At 54.9% G+C, this 20448-nt stretch carries 17 protein-coding genes; 7 read left to right on the forward strand and 10 right to left on the reverse strand.

Features of this window, described 5'->3' with window-relative positions; translation table 11 throughout:
• The first annotated feature begins 608 nt into the window (after positions 1-608).
• Entirely contained in the window at positions 609-2699 is a 2091-nt protein-coding gene (locus tag QZN75_RS09670; protein WP_292428009.1) for an acetate--CoA ligase family protein, read from the forward strand.
• 82 nt (positions 2700-2781) lie between these two features.
• Positions 2782-3261 (forward strand): hypothetical protein, encoded by a 480-nt coding sequence (locus tag QZN75_RS09675; RefSeq protein WP_292428011.1) that lies wholly within the window; start codon positions 2782-2784, stop codon positions 3259-3261.
• A gap of 117 nt (positions 3262-3378) precedes the next feature.
• Here the strand turns inward: QZN75_RS09675 and QZN75_RS09680 are convergent, their stop codons facing one another.
• From QZN75_RS09680 to QZN75_RS09725, 10 genes are all read right to left on the reverse strand, one after another.
• On the reverse strand, positions 3379-5058 hold the full coding sequence (locus QZN75_RS09680; protein WP_292428014.1) for a PAS domain S-box protein: 1680 nt from the start codon (positions 5056-5058) through the stop codon (positions 3379-3381).
• A 178-nt stretch (positions 5059-5236) separates the two neighbouring features.
• The gene (locus QZN75_RS09685; RefSeq protein ID WP_292428016.1) at positions 5237-5761 is read right to left on the reverse strand and encodes a hypothetical protein; all 525 of its coding nucleotides are present in this window, start codon (positions 5759-5761) and stop codon (positions 5237-5239) included.
• Between the two features lie 59 nt (positions 5762-5820).
• A complete protein-coding gene (locus QZN75_RS09690; RefSeq protein ID WP_292428019.1) occupies positions 5821-6165 on the reverse strand; it encodes an Lrp/AsnC family transcriptional regulator in 345 nt (114 codons plus the stop codon).
• Positions 6166-6191: 26 nt separating this feature from the next.
• Positions 6192-6428 carry an LSM domain-containing protein gene (locus QZN75_RS09695; protein WP_292428021.1) on the reverse strand — a complete coding sequence of 79 codons (237 nt, stop codon included), beginning with the start codon at positions 6426-6428 and terminating at the stop codon, positions 6192-6194.
• Positions 6429-6568: 140 nt separating this feature from the next.
• On the reverse strand, positions 6569-7666 hold the full coding sequence (gene fbp / locus QZN75_RS09700; RefSeq protein WP_292428023.1) for a fructose-1,6-bisphosphate aldolase/phosphatase: 1098 nt from the start codon (positions 7664-7666) through the stop codon (positions 6569-6571).
• A 75-nt stretch (positions 7667-7741) separates the two neighbouring features.
• Complete coding sequence (locus QZN75_RS09705) at positions 7742-8881, reverse strand: class II fructose-bisphosphate aldolase (RefSeq protein WP_292428026.1); 1140 nt, start codon at positions 8879-8881, stop codon at positions 7742-7744.
• A 22-nt stretch (positions 8882-8903) separates the two neighbouring features.
• On the reverse strand, positions 8904-9806 hold the full coding sequence (locus tag QZN75_RS09710) for a class 1 fructose-bisphosphatase (protein WP_292428028.1): 903 nt from the start codon (positions 9804-9806) through the stop codon (positions 8904-8906).
• A 189-nt stretch (positions 9807-9995) separates the two neighbouring features.
• Entirely contained in the window at positions 9996-10457 is a 462-nt protein-coding gene (locus tag QZN75_RS09715) for an Hsp20/alpha crystallin family protein (protein WP_292428030.1), read from the reverse strand.
• Between the two features lie 87 nt (positions 10458-10544).
• Positions 10545-13136: an ATP-dependent chaperone ClpB gene (gene clpB / locus QZN75_RS09720; protein ID WP_292428033.1), complete on the reverse strand. Its 2592-nt coding sequence runs from the start codon at positions 13134-13136 to the stop codon at positions 10545-10547.
• Positions 13137-13324: 188 nt separating this feature from the next.
• Entirely contained in the window at positions 13325-15748 is a 2424-nt protein-coding gene (locus QZN75_RS09725; RefSeq protein ID WP_292428036.1) for a CDC48 family AAA ATPase, read from the reverse strand.
• Positions 15749-15965: 217 nt separating this feature from the next.
• Between QZN75_RS09725 and thiC the strand changes: the two genes are divergently transcribed.
• The 5 genes from thiC to rnz all read left to right on the forward strand — a co-directional run bounded on the left by thiC (position 15966) and on the right by rnz (position 20389).
• On the forward strand, positions 15966-17243 hold the full coding sequence (gene thiC / locus QZN75_RS09730; RefSeq protein WP_292428038.1) for a phosphomethylpyrimidine synthase ThiC: 1278 nt from the start codon (positions 15966-15968) through the stop codon (positions 17241-17243).
• 189 nt (positions 17244-17432) lie between these two features.
• Positions 17433-18176 carry an anaerobic ribonucleoside-triphosphate reductase activating protein gene (locus QZN75_RS09735; protein WP_292428041.1) on the forward strand — a complete coding sequence of 248 codons (744 nt, stop codon included), beginning with the start codon at positions 17433-17435 and terminating at the stop codon, positions 18174-18176.
• Positions 18136-18684: a dephospho-CoA kinase gene (locus tag QZN75_RS09740; protein ID WP_292428044.1), complete on the forward strand. Its 549-nt coding sequence runs from the start codon at positions 18136-18138 to the stop codon at positions 18682-18684. The genes QZN75_RS09735 and QZN75_RS09740 overlap by 41 nt, the downstream gene beginning before the upstream one ends.
• Positions 18681-19454 (forward strand): sugar phosphate isomerase/epimerase family protein, encoded by a 774-nt coding sequence (locus QZN75_RS09745; protein WP_292428047.1) that lies wholly within the window; start codon positions 18681-18683, stop codon positions 19452-19454. Before QZN75_RS09740 ends, QZN75_RS09745 begins: the two co-directional genes overlap by 4 nt.
• Positions 19451-20389, forward strand: a complete 939-nt coding sequence (gene rnz / locus QZN75_RS09750) for a ribonuclease Z (RefSeq protein ID WP_292428049.1) — start codon at positions 19451-19453, stop codon at positions 20387-20389. Before QZN75_RS09745 ends, rnz begins: the two co-directional genes overlap by 4 nt.
• The last annotated feature ends 59 nt before the right edge of the window (positions 20390-20448 follow it).

Consider the following 20448-nt stretch of genomic DNA (forward strand, 5'->3'; position numbering starts at 1 on the left):
CCTCTTATTTACACCGGTTTTCCCCCATACGACTCTTCACGAGTACCTTCAATCCGGGCTCAATTTAAGCCCCGATCGCCCTTCCTGAATCCTAAAAGAAGCCCGCATAGGGCTCCGTTTAAAAATACCCTCAAATTGGGTTTATTTTGGAAAACGGACAAATTAAAACGGATTCGATAGTGCGGTTCTTTTGGCTGATCTCATGTGGAATTGCCACTTGGACGATTCGGAAAACAGGGGCCGCCAGAACGCGAATATGGGGCTGCAAAGGGCATTATATGGGGCTCAATTTGGGCGTATTTTGCAAAACAGACAAATATAAACACTCAAACTATCGGGGTAGGAAATCTGACCGTTTTACGGGCGTTTTTTGGCCCCCTTCAGGATAGAAAAATGTTTTTCATTGTATGAACGTCACTGATCCGCCGCGGGGGCGTCCCTCCGGGGGCGGCGACGTTCATCGTTCCTTGTGAGGGAAGAAGCAACAATATCTTCATACATTCATAATGATTTTCATTGAAAATTCCACAAAACCGATACTGACTGCTCCCTGCACAATCCTCATTAACCCCTCACCGGCAATATCACTACAGGAGCAACCTATCCCCATGTCACGCACCCTCCTTTCCGAAGCGGACGGCTATGAACTGCTGAAACAATACGGTATCCCGGTGCCCCGTTCAACGGTCGTTCATACCGCTGAAGAGGCAGGACGGGCAGCAGACGGGATTGGGTTCCCGGTGGTGGCAAAGATCGTCTCACCGCAGGTCGTCCACAAGAGCGATGCGGGCGGCGTTATCACCGGCATCACGTCTGCCGCTGCTGCAGAAAAGGCGTTTACCGCCATCACACAGAATGTCCGGGTGGCGTATCCCGAGGCAGAGATCGAAGGAATTATCATTGAAGCGGAGCAGAAACCCGGCCTCGAACTGATCATCGGGGGAAAGACCGACCCGGCGTTCGGGAAGGTGATAACGATCGGCATGGGCGGCACGCTCGTCGAACTGCTCCGTGACGTTGCGATCCGGATCCTGCCGGTCAGCGATGACGAGATCCGCACCATGATCCACAGTCTTAAGGGATACCCACTGATCGCCGGCTTCCGGCACGCCGCTCCCCGCGATGAGGCAGCGCTCGTCACCATCGCCGGGGCGCTGGTTCACATGTTCCTTGAGCATCCGGAGATCCGGGAGTTCGATATCAACCCCGTTATCCTGTACGGCGAGGGCGGTTGTGCGGTTGACGCACGGATCTACACCGACGATGCGGTTGAACCGGCGCATGATGCAGAGGCAGCGGGTGCGGCGCTGCCGGACATCCTGCTTAATATCCGGTCGGTCGCAATCGTCGGTGCATCGCAGGATCCAGGCAAAGTCGGGTACGCGATCTGCCGGAACATGCTCAGCTTTTCCGGCGCCCTTTACCCGGTCAACCCGAAAAGCCCGGAGATCCTCAGGAAGACTGCGTATCCATCCCTTGCCGCAATACCGGGGCCGGTGGATGCAGCGGTGATCGCGATCCCGGCACCGGGCGTCCCGGCAATCGTCGAGGAAGCAGGAAAAAAGAAGATACCGCTTGTAATTATCGTCTCTTCAGGGTTCCGTGAGACCGGGCCGGCCGGAAAAGCGCTCGAAGATCAGGTGCTTGCCACCGCACAAAAGTACGGGTGCCGGATCATGGGCCCCAACTGCCTTGGGTTTATGCTCCCGGCACAGGGCATTAATACTACCTTTGACTCGGTCTCCCCCCGGCCCGGCTCCATTGCGTTTATCTCCCAGAGCGGGGCTATCATCACCACAATCGTGGACTGGAGCCTGCCCGAAGAGATCGGGTTTTCCGCTGTTATCTCGGTGGGCAACCAGCTGGATCTCACGTTCGAGGATTTTATCACGTGGGCCGCCGCCGATCCCGCGACAAATGCGATCATCCTGTATGTTGAGGAGATCCGTAACGGCCGGCGCTTCATGGAGACCGTCAGCCGGATCACCCCGGAAAAACCCGTGATCGTGCTAAAATCCGGCTCGTCTGCAATCGGGCAGAAGGCCGCCTCATCGCACACGGGTTCCCTTGCCGGCAGTGAAATGGTCTACCAAGCCGCGTTCCGGCAGGCCGGGATGATCCCGGTCCGGTCGATCCGGGAGGCGTTCCAGGCAGCCGAACTCCTCGCGTCCGAAGGGTACCCCAAAGGTACCCGTGCAGTCGTGATCTCAAACGCCGGCGGATTTGCGGTGCTCTCCTCGGATTATGCCGAGCGGTTCGGGATCCAACTGGTGGAGTTCCCGGAGGCGCTCACCCGGGAACTGGACGCAGTACTCCCCACAAACTGGAGCCGGGCCAACCCGATCGACATGGTGGGGGATTCCCATCCCGACCGGTTTGCAAAGACCTTCGACGTGATGATCCGGCACCAGGACCTCTGGGACCTTGCCTTCGTCATTACAGTCCCGACCGCAATCTCCGATCCGCTCCGGGTTGCAAATGAGATCGTCCGGTTCTCGACGCATACTCACAAGATGATCGTAGGCTGCATGATTGGCGGTGATTCCATGAAGACGCCACAGCGGATCCTGCGGGAGGCACACATTCCGAACTTCCCGGACCTTGAGGACGCGTTCCGTGCGGTTGGGAACATCTGCCAATACACGTGCCATAAAAATGACGGATCATGCGGGTGCCAGCAGACACCCCGTATACCGTAAGGGAGTGGCAGAAACTATCAGATAGATCACCGTACTTCTGCCATCATACCATCATAAATACCGGTCAATGAAACCTTCAGCTATGAATTCCAGACTTATCATCTGCTCCGCACTCCTGCTCTCGCTGCTGCTCGCAGTAGCAGGCTGCACGGATCCGGCAAATCTTATGCCCCTTCCGACCACCCCCACGACATCTGCAACCCCTCTCCCCACCATCCTGCCGACACTATCCGTTACTCCGGGACCGACAGAAATCCTGCCTGCTATCTGGGAAGTTGATGTCCAGGTCGCGAGCAACGGACAGGCCATCAACCCGCAGATTATCATGACCTTCCGTGGCGGTAAGGGTCTGAACTTCATTCCCGAGCTCGATCTCGAAGTCATCCGGTCTGACGGGGTTGTCGAGACCGGTACGATGCTCCAGCCTCTCTATGTGGGTAAGACCGTCACGTTACGGGGAACAACACAGAACTATGACCGTGCCATCGTCTGGGCGATCACACCGCAGGGTGATCGGGTCAAAATCGTCGACCAGTATGTGCCGTTCCGGTCGTATAACTAAAAGAGTCTGAAACACTATCTGAAATACGCGCCACCTCAAGGAAAATCCCGGGGGCTCCCCTTTTTTACACCGGTTCACCGGCACGATACCCGTTGGGACATAAAAAAAAGAGCGGGATCACAGCGTGATCTTCTTTAAGATCTGCCCGTTCTTGAAGATCGTGATCCCCCCGCCACTCTGGGAAACAACGATCCCGACGGCTTTTGTTACGCTGGTAATCGCAGCAACTGAGTTATGCCGGGTGCCCATGCCTTTTGGGAGCGTCACCTTGCTTGAGTCCACTGTGATGTACCGTCCCGAAGCCTCGATAAAACCGTCGCCCGAAATCACGAATGCCCCGTCGAGCTGGGCGAACTCCTTGATATTTTCCTTGAGGTCGGGATTCGTGACCATTCGCATCTCGGGCTGGTGACCCTCGAATGCATTAAGCATGATCTGCCGGGATTTGGCAAGCACGTTTTTGGTATCGCCGATCAGGAATGTCGTACCGACCGCCTTTCCTTCCCGGCCTTCGATCGAGATCTCGGTTGAGATATGGAAGACTGCATCAAAGACCTCGTCCCGCACATCGGTATCGGACACCACCTGGTCCTTCCATGTATCGGTGCTGATCCGCACCTCGCCGGTCCGTTTCCTGTCGGTGATATCGTGACCGATACAGAGGATTTCAACAATGTGGCCCTGCGGGTCGCGGATCGCCTTGTTGATCCATGCGATCCAGACGATGTCCCCGTTCCGGCGGGTGTTCTCGCTTACGTTGATGGCATACCCCTCGGCGTTAAAACCCAGGTCGTTTGCCATCATTGAGAGATCGTGGCCGCCCCGGTTCTTCTCCGGCACGATCGTCCCGACAACATTCTTTCCGACAAGGTCGCTCACTGAAAAATCGAAGAATGCCGCTGCGTAGGTATTGGTGTAGGTGATGACACCCTGCATGTCCATCCGTATGATGATGCTCTGGGCGTTCTGCATCATCTCCCGGTATTTCGCTTCGCTTTCCTTTAAGGCATCCCGCATCTTTTTCCTTTCAGATATATCGGTCACGACTAAGGTGCCGCCTTTTTTTGCGTCAAGCGGGTCGATCAGGCGGGCCTGGAGGGTACAGGCAACGACACCGCCACCAGCCCGCACGAGCTCGCATTCCGCACAACCATTTCCGAGTGCGTCCCGGTGGATCTGGAGATCCCGGCAGACCTGCCCGAACTCCTCCTCGCTCTTAAAGAGCGCCCGGACCGGTTTTCCCACAATATCGGACTCAGACATGCCTAAAAGTGCGGAAAGCGGGTGGTTTACCCATTCGACCGTGGCGTTCCGCATCTGGAAGATCCCAAGCGGCGTTGCCGAGAGGATCGCGATCAGCTGCTCGTTCTGGAGTTTGATCTCGCGCTCCGACTTCTTGCGCAGCGCTGTCTGCTTGATCAGCGTGACAAGATCTGCTGCCGGGGAACGCAGATCGGCAGTACGGGGGATGACGATCTCGGTGCCGTTATTAACCTCCTCAAAGGCAACCCGGTTCTCGCTCATACGGTTGAAGAGGATGACCGGTGTGGGGTTTCCCATGGAGCGAAGGTAGAGCAGAAACCCGATGCCGTCCATGTCAGAGACAAACTCGATCCCGTTGACTGCCGACACTTTCTCGTAGCAGACAATGACATCAAATCTCCGGCTCTTGAGTTTCTCGATTGCCAGTTTTGCGGACTGGACCACGTCCAGCTGAACTTCCCCGGTCTTCTCGAGGAACGGGCGGAACTGCACGAGAAAGTCGGTATTGTCATCGACAAACAGGACGGATATCATCTGGAACTCCCGGGGCGTGGGCTCCCGCCTCCGGTGTATACCTATAATCTGGATATTTTGCAATAAATAGTTGACTGGACGCAGGGGAAATTGCAGATTTCGCGCAATTTATGGCCGGAATACACATGTTTCTACCGTGAGGGTCATGCACCGGCACGATGTCATTCTGCCACTCCCTTCAGGTGCAGTCGCAGTCATGGTCTTCCGCATCACCGTCGCCCCGGGTGTCTTTTTCGTTGTCACAGAATTTCCCCCACGTAAACCAGCCCCCGGTAATAAGGATGAGCGGGACACCGAGGGGAAGGGAAAATCCATGGTCGCCGTGAAGGGCAGGGCCGTACTGGACCAGCATCGCAGCCAGAAAGAGGATGCCCCCGGTAACCGTGAGCAGGCCGGCGGGTTTTACCAGCCGTGCGTCGTTCTGTACGGCGGCATAAGCGAGGAGGAGCAGGGCAGCAACAAGGAGAATCGCCCCAAGAAACCAGATGAGGATTGAATAAGCACTTGTCCCTTTCAGGATCCCTTCAAGCACATAGGAGAGATCTCTCTGGAGGGTAATCAGGCTGTTCCCGAGGTAACTCTGCTGGTACCGGAAGAGGGCCCACTGGACACCGGTGGCAAGATTGTCCCCGATACCATAGATATTGAGCGGGACAAAAAAGAGCAGGCACTCGCAGATGAGCGGCAGTCGAAGACGAGTCATGAGTGGTAAAAAACGTTTTAGGAAATGTATCAAAAATGCCGATGATAACCGGGAACCGATCACTTGTTGCCGGTCCCGACAATTGCAAGCTGGTACATCCAGTCCATCAGGGGATGGCAGTCCTGCACGATACATTCCAGATCGCAGGCAATGCACGGGATCAGTTCGTCCCCGGCAAGCAGGTTTTCAGGGTGTACCGGCTGGCGTCTTGCCCGAAGAAGATAGGTCTTGATCCCGTCTTTTTTGAATTCACTCCGATCGATAAGTCCGCTATCTTCCAGTTTCTTTACGATCCTTGAACATTTCCGGCTGTCCACACCCAGTTCCTTCCAGAGTTCGCACTGGAGGACACCCTCCGGTCTTGACTGGATCAGGGTAAATGCTTCGTCTTCAGGTTCAGGCATCGCAAGTCAAGCCCCCGTTTCGCATTTTAGAGAACCGGGGCAATGGTAAGGATATTATTGCCCCGGATGACGACTGTGCCCAAGCTGCGCCCGCGCACGTTGTTGACATACTCGATCGTCTCGTCCATGTGGATATTCAGATACTCGTCCACCGCGACAAGCCGGCCCTGCAGTTTGCGCCCCTCGTCTTTGATCTCAACAGTAATCTTGGAATCTACGAGTGAGAACACTTTCTTTATGGGCAAAACAATTCCGTTAACCATCTGTCCTGATTAGGGTCGTAAGATAATTAAAGTTTGCTAGAACAGGTGGTGATACGGGAGAAAATGACACCCTGAAAGAGGGGGGCTTGCCGGGATCCCCTCTCCCATTTTATCAGAGCACCCGGGGCATCTAAAAAAAATCAGTCTCCTATAGATTCCCAGCGCGTTGCCAGTTTCTTTTCAACAGCCGGAAGCGTGGTGTACTCCATCTCTTCGAGTGAGAGCCGGTGAGGTTCGAAGGGACCCTGTGCACGGATCGTGTCCGCGAGCTCATTGCACCGCGCCCTGACCCGGTCAAACCCGGGGTCATCGAACATGTCGGCCGGACCGATCAGGTTCCCATTGTTTATCTGGAAACCGAAGCAGATGACCCGGGGCGGGCCGTCAAACCGGGTGCAGTTGGCATCGCAGAGGCCGACCGGCATGAACGGGCCGTGGTGCGATCCGCGCATCCAGCCAGCGACGAGCACGGGGATGGTAAACGGCTCGATCACCTCGCCCATCGAGGGAAAGCCGCTCTGGGCCCGGACAATCATGACCGGGTCGTCCTTTCCCACGTACCGACCGGCCAGCATATTGAGGCGCTGGGTGCTTGTCGATGCAGCGATGGTCCCGTCCTTTTTAAACACGTGCTTGATCACGTACCGTGACGGGGCGCCTATGTAGGCGAGCAGGCTGTAACTCTCTTCGGGGCAGGTGAATTTGATCCTGCGCTTTTTGATGAGATCGTGGACCTCAAAAACAAAACCCTCGTGCAGGGACGGGTCGATGACAAGGCCGGCGGTGTTGAACGGGTCGGCAAAGATCTTGTACAGGTAGAAGTTCCACGCGCCGGGTTCGGTCTTGTCGGCCATAAAGACCATGACCGGATCGGAACCACGCTCCTCGAATTCCATCTCGGCAACGCCCGGGCCCATGCCCTTGACATTCCCCGAGAACGCATCGGCGAGCATGTCCTGGCCTGCACCATAGAGCTTGAGGCTTTTTGCGATCTTCGTGCATTCCATGAAGACTTCCCACGCAAGCTTGTGGACCTTCTCGTTGTCGACCCCGTGGGTGTGGGTCATGATCAGTTCGAGGTCGTCACCGCAGTGGGTGACAAAGGAGTCGGTTAAGAGTTTGCCCTTCTCGGCCCTGAGCATCTGTGCCGCTTTTTCAAGCAGCTTGGGGTGGGTGCGGGAGTGGCCGGGAAAACTCCCTACATCCGCTTTAATGACAGAGATCGTGGTCTTTGGCATAAGCGTTCACAGTATGAGATAGCCCCTACACACTAAAAGATTGTGGAAAAAATGAGATGTTGGGATATGGGGGGGTCAGTGTAAAACTTTCCTGATGACTGACGCCGTGTCGTACGACCCGAACGCCCTGAAAAAGACCAGGCTTTCCGCGTAGGCCATTGCCTGCATGGCCTTGTTGGTCTCTTCATCGACAGAATAAATTTCTTTATAGAATTCCTTTATGGCGTTCTTGCAGTTGCCGTCAATGATCTGGCGATCTTTTTTGCCGGGATTTGTGGGCCGGTATTTCTCCAGTGTCCAGTCCATGATATCCTTGTAGAGGACAGGTTCATAGATCTTCAGGGTGCCAAACGCCACGTCCTGCCAGAAGGTCCCGACATTGCCCTTGATGATGTCGCCTTTGGGGAAGTGCAGGTTGATGAGATCCCGGGGGGTGCCGGTGATGCCGTGCTGGGCGATGCCGACATGCAGGTTGTTGTCCCGGAGGGCTTTTGCAATTGCCTTTGTCTGGGGGATATCGATGGAGAGCTGTTCGATGACGTTCCCGTTCGCGTCGTATGTGTGGCCGTGCGAGCTGCCGTTTGCGATGGCAAGCACGTGAGGGTGGACATCGTTTTCGCTGAGGGCTTTGATGAACTCGACGGCCTCCTCCGGCCGGGTCAGGACAAGACCTTCCGTGTCTTTTCTCCCGATCTCCCCAACTTCCACTTCAAGACCGAATTCCTTCCCGTACATTTTCTGCCGGATATAGCGGGCAAGGTCCGAGGTGACCCGGATATTCTCCTCCAGCTCTTCCCGGACATTTTTCCCTTCGAAGTTAAAGATGTGCGACGCATCGATGGCAAAAGAGGTGTACCCGGCTTTTACCTGCGCATCGATCAGCTGCTTTGTCCCCTCGACTTCAGCGGCATCGCCTTTCTTGATTGTGATGTGATCCGCGTGGAGCGCCCAGACGTCACAACCGGTCGCCTTTGCCGCTGCATTCATCTTTTCCGAGAATACCTGTGGCGTCATCCCGGTGTATCCCCCTTTGAGATCGGATTCGGACCGGGCAAGTTCCATGAAAACCGCAGAATCGGAATCTTTTGCTGCCTTGAAAATTCCCTCGGCGACGGTTGCGATCCGGGTATTTGCCGCCATGATAATGGCTTTCTTACCGGAAATTCCGTTGAAAATGGTCGAACCGGGGATTGGACCAAAGGTTTGTGCGTTCATGCTGATCCTCACTTGAGTATACTTATCCTTCCCTCATATATTTTTCAATCTGGCCAATCTCTTTTTTGCCACCGATGTAGATGGGCGTTACCTGATCGATCGCTTCCGGTGTAATCTCCCGGTAATCGGTTCTCCCGTTGCTGACTGCCCCGCCTGCTTCGCAGACAATCATACCCATGGGGTTTGCCTCATACAGGATCCGCAGTTTTCCCTTTTCCTTTCCCTTGTATCCCGGATAGGTGAACACCCCACCCTTGTGGAGGATCTGGTGGACGTCTGCGACAAAACAGCCGCTGAACCTGAGCTTGTAGCCGGCGTTTTCAAGATCGTTGATCCACCGGGCGTGAGCCGGGAGCCAGTCCCTGCGCAGCGCCCCGGGCGCGTAAATCTTCCCGTCCGGGATCCGGATATCTTTCCCGCGCAGCACAAATTCGCCGGACTCATCTCTCACAAATTCATGGACGCCGTGTCCGGTGGTAATGGTCAGGAGAGTGAGGGGCCCGTACAGCATATACAGGGCGGCGATCATGGCCGAGCCTTTTGTAAGGACATGGCCGGGATAAATGCCGATGATGGAGCCAACGCAGAGGTTCACATCAAGGAGCGAGGAGCCGTCAAGGGGATCGATAACGACGCCGAAATTATTCTTTGCGTTGTTGACCTCAATGATCGTATCCTGCTCTTCGGTTGCGATGTACCGGACAAGGCGGGATTTCTTGAGACTTTGGACAAACACGTCATCGGCATACTTGTCAAGGGGCTTCTGGTCTTCGCCAAACATGTTCCGGGTACCGCAGGCCGAGATATTCATGCAGGTCGTAAGGAAGCCTTTTTTTACCGGATCTGCCTGTTCGCTTAAAAACAGGATGAGTTCAGCGAGGGTTTTTTCCGTTCCGGATTGTGTAAGGAAATCTTTGAGAATCATAACTACCACCGGATCCCGCCACTATGGGCGTTTCTCCCCGAATTACCCGGACCGGTGTCCGGGTCTGTGGGTAGTCGTTTGACCCGGAGGTTTATCAGGATTATTATTAGTTTGATCCGTGGATTTCCTGTGCAAACCCCAACAAAATTATTCCTGACCCAAGGAAGAGTGCAAAACGTGTTAAAAAAGTTAACTGGTCTTTTCCGGCTCTGAGGTTATGCCGGTATCCACCGTTTCCGGCAGGGCTTTAAACGTTACCTCAAGCACGCCATGTCTGAGGGCATGCTTCATGGTTACCGGGTCAACGGGCGGCAGGGCTGCGGTGGTATGATAGGAGCGCAGGCTGCTGCTGCTCTCGATGACCAGTGTCTCGCCGTCGAGATTAAGGTTCAGGTTCTCCTCACTTACCCCCGGGAGGCTTGTGACCACGCAAACCTCGTCGCCGATCCGGTACACCTCGGGTGCCGGTTCATCGGCCCCGTCGGTCGGCGCTGATCCGGACGTCCCGGGCGCTACCGGCACGCCATCGATGACGATGCGGTAACCGATTATATGCGGCTGGATTGAGGGAGAATTCTCCCCCATTTCAGCAATCAGCCGGTCCATCATTCCGTTTATCGCATTGAAAAGATCCTTGTTGTCGATGCTCATTACAGGTTCTTCCGTTAGTTTTCTTCTTTGATATGCTTGTCCAGTGCTTCTGTTTTTTTTTACTGCTTCGGCTTGCAGGTTTTAAGATCAGGTGTTCCTGAATATCAGTTTTCCTTCTTTCTCATCAACCACGATCTCCTTATCTTTATGTACTGTTCCTTCGAGGATCATTTTCGATAATTCATTCAGCAGGTTTTTCTGGATCACACGTTTGATCGGCCGTGCACCGAATTGCGGGTCAAAGCCCTGGGTAGCGATGAACTGGATGGCTTTCTTTGTTGCCCTGAGCCTGATATCGCTCTTCCCAAGCATTTTCTGGACGTTTCCCAGCTGGAGCTCGACAACCGTCTGGATCTCATCCTTTGTAAGCGGTTTGAACATGATGACTTCATCGATCCGGTTGAGGAATTCGGGACGGATGGTCTTTTTGAGCAGATCGAACACCTCTTGTCGGGTACGTTCGAATACCTCGTCCCGGTTTTTGTCAGTGACATTTTCCATGTTTTCCTGAATGAGGTGCGACCCGATGTTCGATGTCATGATGATGATGGTATTCTTGAAATCCACCGTGCGGCCCTTGTTGTCGGTCAGGCGTCCGTCGTCAAGGACCTGCAGCAGGATGTTGAACACATCCGGGTGGGCTTTTTCGATCTCATCCAGCAGTACCACGGAATAGGGCTTTCTCCGGACCGCTTCGGTCAGCTGCCCGCTCTCTTCGTACCCCACATAGCCCGGCGGTGCGCCGATCAGCCGTGACACGGTATGCCGTTCCTGGTATTCCGACATATCGATCCGCACCATGCTGTTCTCGTTGTTGAACAGGAATTCTGCGAGCGCCTTTGCCAGTTCTGTCTTCCCGACACCGGTCGTCCCGAGGAAGATGAAAGAACCGATTGGACGTTTTGGGTCCTGCAACCCGGCACGATTCCGGCGGATTGCATCGGACACTGCCCCAATGGCTTCATCCTGGCCTACGACACGCTTGTGGAGTTCGGCCTCGAGGTTCAGCAGTTTTTGTTTTTCACTCTGCAGCATCCTGCTCACGGGGATCCCGGTCCAGCGTGAGACCACTTCGGCAATTTCCTCTGCATCTACCTCTTCGTTCACCAGCGCGGAATCCTTTTGCAGCCCGGTCAGTTTTTCCTTCAGATCCTCCATGACCTTTTCGTTCTCCGGGATACGACCGTAGCGGATCTCTGCCACCTTGCCGAGATCGCCGTTGCGTTCGGCAACTTCGGCCTTATATTTCAGGTTCTCGCTCTCATCCTTACGCGCCTGTATCTGGTCTGCAAGTTCTTTTTCCGATTGCCACTTCGCCTCCAGCCGGTTTCGTTCCTCGGTCAGGTTCCCGATCTCTTCATTTAATACCTTCAGCTTTTCTTTATCCTTCTCACGTTTGATGGCTTCCCGTTCAATTTCCAGCTGGCGGATCCTGCGCTCAATCGTTTCCAGTTCTTCCGGTTTCGAGTTTCTCTCGAGGCGGAGTTTTGCAGCAGCCTCATCGATCAGGTCGATCGCTTTGTCGGGAAGGAACCGGTCGGAGATATAGCGTTGCGAAAGTTCAACGGCGGCAATGATCGCCTCATCCTTGATTCGTACATGGTGATGGGTTTCGTATTTCCCTTTAATCCCACGAAGGATTGAGATAGCATCCAGTGTATCCGGCTCATTCACCATCACCGGCTGGAAACGCCGCTCGAGCGCTTTGTCCTTTTCGAAATATTTCTGGTATTCTTTTAAGGTCGTTGCGCCAATGACATGCAGTTCTCCCCGTGAAAGCGCGGGTTTCAGGATATTGGCGGCGTCCATTGCGCCCTCGCCACCTCCGGCCCCGACCAGGGTATGAATCTCGTCAATGAAAAGGAGGATCTCCCCTTCAGCGGATATCACTTCCTTGATCACGCTTTTCAACCGTTCTTCAAATTCTCCCTTGAACTTGGCCCCGGCGATCAGGGCTCCCATGTCGAGGGCATAAATCTGCTTGGTTTTCAGGTTCTCCGGTACATCCCCGTCAATGATCCGGTGGGCAAGACCTTCGGCAATGGCTGTTTTTCCCACACCCGGTTCCCCGATGAGGATCGGGTTGTTCTTCGTTCTCCGTGAAAGGATCTGCAGCACCCTGCGGATCTCTTCGTCACGACCGATGACCGGATCGAGTTTCCCGTTCCGGGCAAGATCGTTAAGGTTGCGGGCATATTTTTCCAGGGCATTATAGGTTGCTTCAGCATCCTGGCTCTGCACGGGTGAACCCTTCCGCAGCTGGATGATGGCTTCACGCAGGGCCTTTTCCGTAACCCCGTTCTCCTTCAGGAGCCGCGACGTGCTGTCATTCACGGAATAAATTGCAAGGAGAATCTGTTCAAGAGAGACAAATTCATCCTTGAACTCCTGGGAAAGGGCAGTGGCTTTCTGCATGGCCTTTAGGGCATCTCTGGAGTAAACCTGCTCTCCGCCACTGACTGTGGGATATGCGTCAATGATGCGGTCGAGCGCCGGGATGAAGACATCGAGGTTCACCTGCAGCTTTTTGAGGAGATACGGGATGACGTTCTTATCAACCATCAACATCCCTTTCATGATATGGGAAGTCTCAACAGCCGGGTTCTCTTTTGCCGTTGCTATTTCCTCGGCTTTCTGGATGGCTTCCTGTGATTTGATGGTGAAATTATTGAAGTTCATGATAACCGGCGCTCCTTACAGGTGGTTCCTGATTCAGCATTCCGTACAGTCAGTTTTACGCCGTTGGAATCTGTCATAATCATAATCCTCCTTTCGGATGGTTTACCAATGGTTAGTATAAAATAGTATATAAAGTTATTTCATCCTGTCACGATTGGCGGCAGATAGACTGCCCGGCACATTCCCGTTCAGGCTGCCGGGTTCTTCCGGACAAATATCTCAAGCGCCTGCCTGAGCTCATCGGTGCGTTCCTGGATCGCGTCGAAGGATTTTCTCTGCCAGTAGACGAGGTCCCTGAGCTCGTCGGCCTGCCGGACAATCTCATCGCCGAGTGCATGTTTTCCTTTCAGGTACTCGATCTGGTTGACGAGGTTGACGGCCTGGTACAGGAGGTCGCGCTTCCCTTTCGCGTAGAGAAGATCCCAAGACTTCTGCTCGAACCGCTCGAAGTCAGTGCCGTCGAGCGTGCCTTTGATATTCTCAAGCGCGGTGTCGAAATGCTGTCGCGTAATTTTAATGACATATTCCGGCGTTTTCTCATCTTCTCTGGAGATAGCGTCCCGGGTCAGTTCGTCAATCACGAGCGCCTTTACCTCGCGCACCAGCGCCTCCAGATCGGCCCCGACAAAGAACCGGGTCTTTGCGGCCAGTTCATCGATGTTTACATCAGGATCGAGAACCTCTTCCAGATCCTTGAGGTACGTTGCAAGGATCGCTTTTCGTGCCGCTTCATCGGGTGGGGGAATGTACAGGTGTTTTTCAAGCCGGCCCGGGCGCAGGAGGGCAGGATCGAGCAAGTCAGGACGGTTGGTCGCGCCGATGATAAACACCTCTTTTAATTCCTCGACACCATCGAGTTCGGTCAGGAACTGACTTAAGACACTCTCCGTGACATGCGTGGAATCGTTGACCGTACCCCTTTTAGGGAACAGCGCGTCTATCTCGTCAAAGAAGATGATGCAGGGCGCGGACTGTCGCGCCTTTCGGAACGCTTCCCGCACATGCTTTTCAGAATCGCCCACCCCTTTTGAGAGCAGTTCGGGCCCTTTTACCGAGATAAAGTTGAGCTGGCGCTTGCTCGCGATGCCTTTTGCAAGCAGGGTTTTTCCAGTCCCCGGCGGGCCGAAAAGCAGGATGCCTTTTGGCGGTTTGTAGTTTAATTTTTCGAAGATTTGGGGATAATGCAACCGGCCTTCGATTATTTTGATGAGGGTGCCCTTGATCTCGTCAAGACCTGCGATATTTTCCCACGAGACATCAGGAACTTCGATGAGGACTTCCCGCAAAGCACTGGGCTGGACAATTTTTCGTGCGGCGTCAAAGTCACTTTTCGTGAGCTTGAGCTGGTCGATGACCTCGTTTGGGATCTCCTTGTCGATATCGATAAGGGGGATAATCTTCCGGATCGCGTTCATCGCCGCTTCTTTCACGAGAAGCGCAATATCCGCGCCAACGAACCCGAAAGTTGTTTCGGCAAAGGCAGCGATATCGACATCCTTTGCAAGGGGGACACCCCGGGTATGCACCTGGAAGATCTCGAGCCGGCCCTTCTTGTCCGGGATACCGATCTCGATCTCCCGGTCGAACCGCCCGCCCCGACGCAGCGCCGGATCGATGGAATTCGGGAGGTTTGTCGCAGCAATCACGATGACCTGCCCCCGCCCGGCAAGACCGTCCATCAGCGCGAGCAGCTGCGCAACGATGCGGCGTTCTACCTCGCCCTGCACATCCTCACGTTTCGGGGCGATCGCATCGATCTCGTCGATGAAGATAATGGATGGTGCATTCTCCTCCGCATCGTGGAACTTGTCGCGCAGGGCCTTCTCGCTGTCCCCGTAGAACTTGCTCATGATCTCGGGACCGGAAAGAGAAATGAAGTGGGCATCGACCTCGTTTGCGACCGCTTTTGCGATCAGGGTCTTACCGGTGCCCGGGGGACCGTAGAACAGGACACCCTTGGGGGGTTTGATCCCCAGTTTTTCAAAGATCTCCGGGTGGCGCAGCGGGAGCTCGATCATTTCCCGGACGAGCTGGAGCTCGCGTTCGAGCCCACCGATATCCTCGTACTGGATATTGGAAATCTCCCGTTTGCCCTCTTCGGGATTGAAGGGTTCCTCTTTGAGTTCGATCTCCGTATCATCGGAGACGATAGCAATGGCCCTCGGGGAAACCCTTACGATGACAAACGTGACAGAGTTGCCGATGATATCGATGCGCAACATCTGCCCTTCTACGACCGACCGACCGCGCAGGACCCTCGATAGGTACTGCTCCCCCCCTACAAGGCGGGTCTGCTGGGCCGACTGGATCACCACCTTTGTGGCGTACACAGCTTCCGATTTGCGGATTTTCACCTTTTCATCAATACCAGCATTCGCATTCGCCCGGATACTCCCATCTATGCGCAGGATGGCAAAACCGATATCCTCGGCAAAACCCGGCCAGACAATCGCAGCCGCATTCCGCTTTCCCATAATTTCTATAACATCGCCGGACACAAGCCCGAGTTTCTTCATTACATCAACGCTGAGCCGTGCAATCCCGCGGCTTGCGTCGTTGTGCGCCGCCTCTTTGACCGTTACCTCGAAGAAATCCGTATCTGTATCTGACATCGGAGACCCGTGATATTTTTAATCCTTTGATTTGCTGTGGCGACCTATAAAAACACCAGTCAGGGCAGCGGAGTGCCATGATACCTGCGTGCCCCTTTCACCACAACCACGGCTTATTTTCCTAAAATCAATTTTACTTGTTCACATAACAAGTCAGATTTCGCCAGGAAATGCAAAACCGAGCCTTTATTTTGTCCTTTCGTGCTACCGGTAATGTATGAGTATTATTGCTGATGCCAAGCGCGGCATCGTGACGGATGAGATGAAGCAGGTCGTAGCGCAGGAAGGAGTCACCGAAGACTTTGTCCGGCGCAGCGTTGCCGAAGGCCATATCGTGATCCCGGTCTCTCCTTACCGCAAAGTGAAGATCTGCGGTATCGGCGAGGGCCTCCGCACCAAGGTGAATGCCTCAATTGGGACCTCAACAGATATTGTCAATATTCCCGAGGAGATTGAGAAAGCAAAACAGGCCGAACTGGCCGGTGCCGACACCCTCATGGAACTCTCGACAGGCGGGGATTTTGCCGAGATCCGAAAACAGATTATTGCCAATACCACCCTCTCCGTAGGGAGCGTCCCGCTGTACCAGGCATTCATCGAGGCGGTCAAGAAGAACGGCGCCGTTGTCGACATGAAAGAGGACGACCTCTTCCGGATCACGGCCGAGCAGGCAAAACTCGGCACGAACTTCATGGCGATCCACACCGGCATCAACTGGGAGACGGTAAAGAGACTCCGCAACCAGGGCCGACACGCAGGGCTTGTCTCCCGGGGCGGGGCATTTATGACCGCGTGGATGCTCCACAACGAAAAGGAGAACCCGCTCTATTCAGAGTTTGACTACCTGCTCGAGATCATGAAGGAACACGAAGTTACGCTCTCGATGGGAAACGGCATGCGGGCAGGAGCCATCCACGATGCGACCGACCGGGCGGGCATCCAGGAACTGCTCATCAATGCGGAACTCGCGGACAAGGCGCACGCGCAGGACGTGCAGGTGATCGTTGAAGGTCCGGGCCATGTGCCGATCGACGAGATCGCAACAAACGTCCAGCTCATGAAGCGGGTTACGAACAACAAACCGTTCTACATGCTCGGGCCGATCGTGACCGATATCGCGCCGGGCTATGACGACCGGGTCGCCGCCATCGGTGCGGCAATCTCGTCCTCGCTGGGCGCCGATTTCATCTGCTACGTGACCCCCGCCGAGCACCTTGCTCTCCCGAACCCTCAGGAAGTGTACGAGGGTGTCATGAGCTCGCGGATCGCCGCCCATGTCGGAGATATGGTAAAACTCAAGAAGACAAGGGCAGCAGATCTCGAGATGGGTCATGCCCGCCGGGATCTCGACTGGGAACGCCAGTTCGCTGTCGCCATGAACCCGGCCCGGGCAAAGCAGATCCGGGCGGAACGAATGCCGGCCGATACCGATGGCTGCACGATGTGCGGGGACTTCTGCGCCATCAAGATTGTAAACCGGTATTTCAAATTTTAATAACGATCTTTCTTTTTTTCCTGCCACAGGATTTTTCCCTGATGCAAACGGGCAGCATTATGCGTTCCGGTCACCAATAATAACAGGAATACGCGGCTTCGAGGGAACTATGAGCAGAACAAAAAAGGAAACCATTCGTGGCATGGCAGCAGCGCCGCCACCCAGTACACTAAATAATCCCGTCTCAAAATGATCCTTAACGGTGATGCTATCCAGCTGAATTACGGTGGTTTTGTTCCGCTCTCAACAGTCGACTGGCGGGGCCGGTCGGTCTGCACTGTCTTTTTCCGGGGCTGCCCGGTCCGCTGCACCTACTGCCAGAACGCCGCGATCCTTAACGGACAGGATTTTCGTGAGATCGATGAGGTTATCGCGCTTATCAACGGCTCGAAACTTGCGATTAGCGGCGTGGTCTTCTCCGGAGGAGAGCCTACCATGCAGAAGGACGCGCTTGTCGCGCTCGCCCGCGCGGTACGAAACCTTGGGCTAGCAACCGGTGTCCAGACAAACGGCGTCTTTCCTGACACACTTGAGACACTCATCAGGGACCGGTTGCTCGACCGCGTAGCGCTCGATATCAAGGCCCGCTGGGCGCGGTATAATAACCTTCTCGGGGGAAATTATGTAAAGAACGTGCAGCGCTCCCTTGCCCTCTGTACCGAAGCGCACAAGAACGGGGCGCTGCCCGAATTCCAGGTCGTCGTCACACTCTTCCGTGGCTACGATGACGAGGTTGCCATCATCGCATCCGAAATCGGCGATGTCGATCTCATCCTCCAGCAGGGTGTGACCGAAAGCGTTCCCCCGCTCTCGGAAAAAGAACTAAAAAACGTTGCGGACGGACTCCCGCGCAGGGTCCTGATCCGTACGCGCGAAGGAGGTGAAATTGTCTATGAAAGTGATCGGAGTCGTCGGGCTTCCCGCAAGCGGTAAAGGTGAGTTCTCAAAGATAGCGGAGAGGCTTGGGATCCCGGTCGTCGTCATGGGCGATGTGATTAGGAAAGCGGTAAAAAAAGCCGGCCTCCCTCCCACCGATGCAAACCTCGGGGCGACGGCAAACCGTCTCCGTGCCGAAAGGGGCATGGATGCGATTGCCAATCTCTGCGTTGACGCAATAAAAGAGCAGTCCGCCCCGCTTGTCCTTGTTGATGGTATCCGGGGCGACGCTGAAGTTCAGGTCTTCCGAAAAAATTTCCCTGATTTTCATCTTATTGCCATTGAAACATCGTTTTTAAAACGGCTGGAGCGTCTCTGCGAACGAAAGCGCAGCGATGATGTGGGATCCGCAGAGGGCTTGAGGACCCGGGACGAGCGCGAACTGGGCTGGGGTCTTGCAAACGCACTGAAACTGGCAGATATCACGATCAACAACGATGGCAGCCTCGACGAATTTACCGCACGCGTTACGGAGCTGATCAGAAGCATGGAGCGTAATGCATGAACCTCCGCCCGTATTTCTCATCATCGGCAAAAGTCTGGGACGACATCCAGTGGGTGTACGGCATTGAAGAGGCCGGTTATGCTGGCTGGGAGATCGTCGCGGATGGAAACTACAGGCTGGAAAAACCGGAAAATCTTGAAAAGATCAAAGAGGTGATCGCAAGTACCCAGCTTGGGATTACGGTGCATGCACCCTACGGCGATCTCAACCTTGCAACCCTCAACGATCCGATCTGGCGCGAGTCCATCCGGCAGATCGAGGTCTGCATCAAGACTGCAGGAGATCTCACCGACCGGGTCACCATCCATCCCGGTTACCTCTCCCCCGCAGGAAAACTCCTGCCCCAGAAAGTCTGGGAACTCCAGAAAGAAGCCCTGCGCCGGATCGGGAAGTGTGCAACAGAGCACGGGGTACTTGCCTGCCTCGAGAATATGATAAGCCAGAAAGAATTTCTCTGCCGGGACGCCGGGGAACTCATGGGGATGGCAGAGGGTATTGAAGGCATCGGTCTCACGTTCGATTTCGGGCACGCAAACACGTTGGGGAAAGTGCCTGAGTTTCTTTCCAATATCGGGCATGCGAACCACGTCCATATCCATGATAATCACGGGGTCTCCGACGAACACCTCCCGCTCGGTGACGGCACCATCGACTGGAAGACCGTGGGGAAAACCATTGCCACCCGGTACAGCGGCGTGATTGTTGTCGAAGGGCGTTCGGTTGAGGAAGCAAAAAAGAGCCTTGCCGTTTTTTCGAAGGTGTTTGTATGAGCGGTGAGACTCTTCAGGTCTATTTCCTCGGGACTGCCGGGGCTCTCCCGACTCCGGTGCGCAACCCCTCCTGCATCATGATACGGCGCGGTAACGACACACTCCTCTTTGACTGCGGGGAAGGGGCGCAGCAGCAGATGATGCGGGCCCGGTGCGGATTTACGGTCGATGCCATCTTTGTGACGCACTGGCACGCAGATCACTTCCTTGGTATCTTCGGACTTGTCCAAACCTTGTCGTTCAACGGTCGCACCGAGCCGCTGACTATCTACGGCCCGAACTGGGTACATGAGTTTGTCGAGACCCTCAAAAAGATCAGCCGGTTCAACCTGAAATTTACCCTTGATTCGGTCGAACTTTCGGACGGATCGTGGGTACGCTTTAACGGCTACACAGTGACCGGTTTTGCCGTCAGCCACGGCATGCCGGCACTCGGGTACGTGTTCGAAGAAGACCCGCGGCCGGGCCGGTTCGACCGGGACCGTGCAATTGAACTCGGCGTGCCGCCCGGGCCGCTTTTTGGTCGGCTCCAGCGCGGGGAGACGATCCGGGTGACAAAAGACGGTTCTGAACGGGAGGTTGTGCCTTCTGATGTGATGGGAGCTCCGCGCCCGGGGCGGAAGATTGTCTATACCGGTGACACACGCCCCGTGATCCCGGCACTTCTGGGATACGGAAAGGAAGCGGATCTCCTCATCCACGATGCAACGTACGATGAGAGCGAGGCAAAACGCGCCGCTGAATTCTACCATGCGACCGCTGCGCAGGCCGGGCAGGCAGCAGCAGCAATCAACGCACGGACACTTGCCCTTACCCATATCAGTTCCCGGTATACTGATACTGCGAACCACGCAAATGAGGCCAAGGCTGTGTTTGCCGGGACGGTTCTTGTTCCCGAAGATCGGTTTATGCTGGAAGTCACTTGGCGGGACTGATGTCCCCGGACTCCCCGTTTTATACCATTTTTCCATACAGTTTCCTTCCCGCAAAAACA

The sequence above is a fragment of the Methanoregula sp. genome, from assembly GCF_003170075.1.
GTDB lineage: Archaea > Halobacteriota > Methanomicrobia > Methanomicrobiales > Methanospirillaceae > Methanoregula.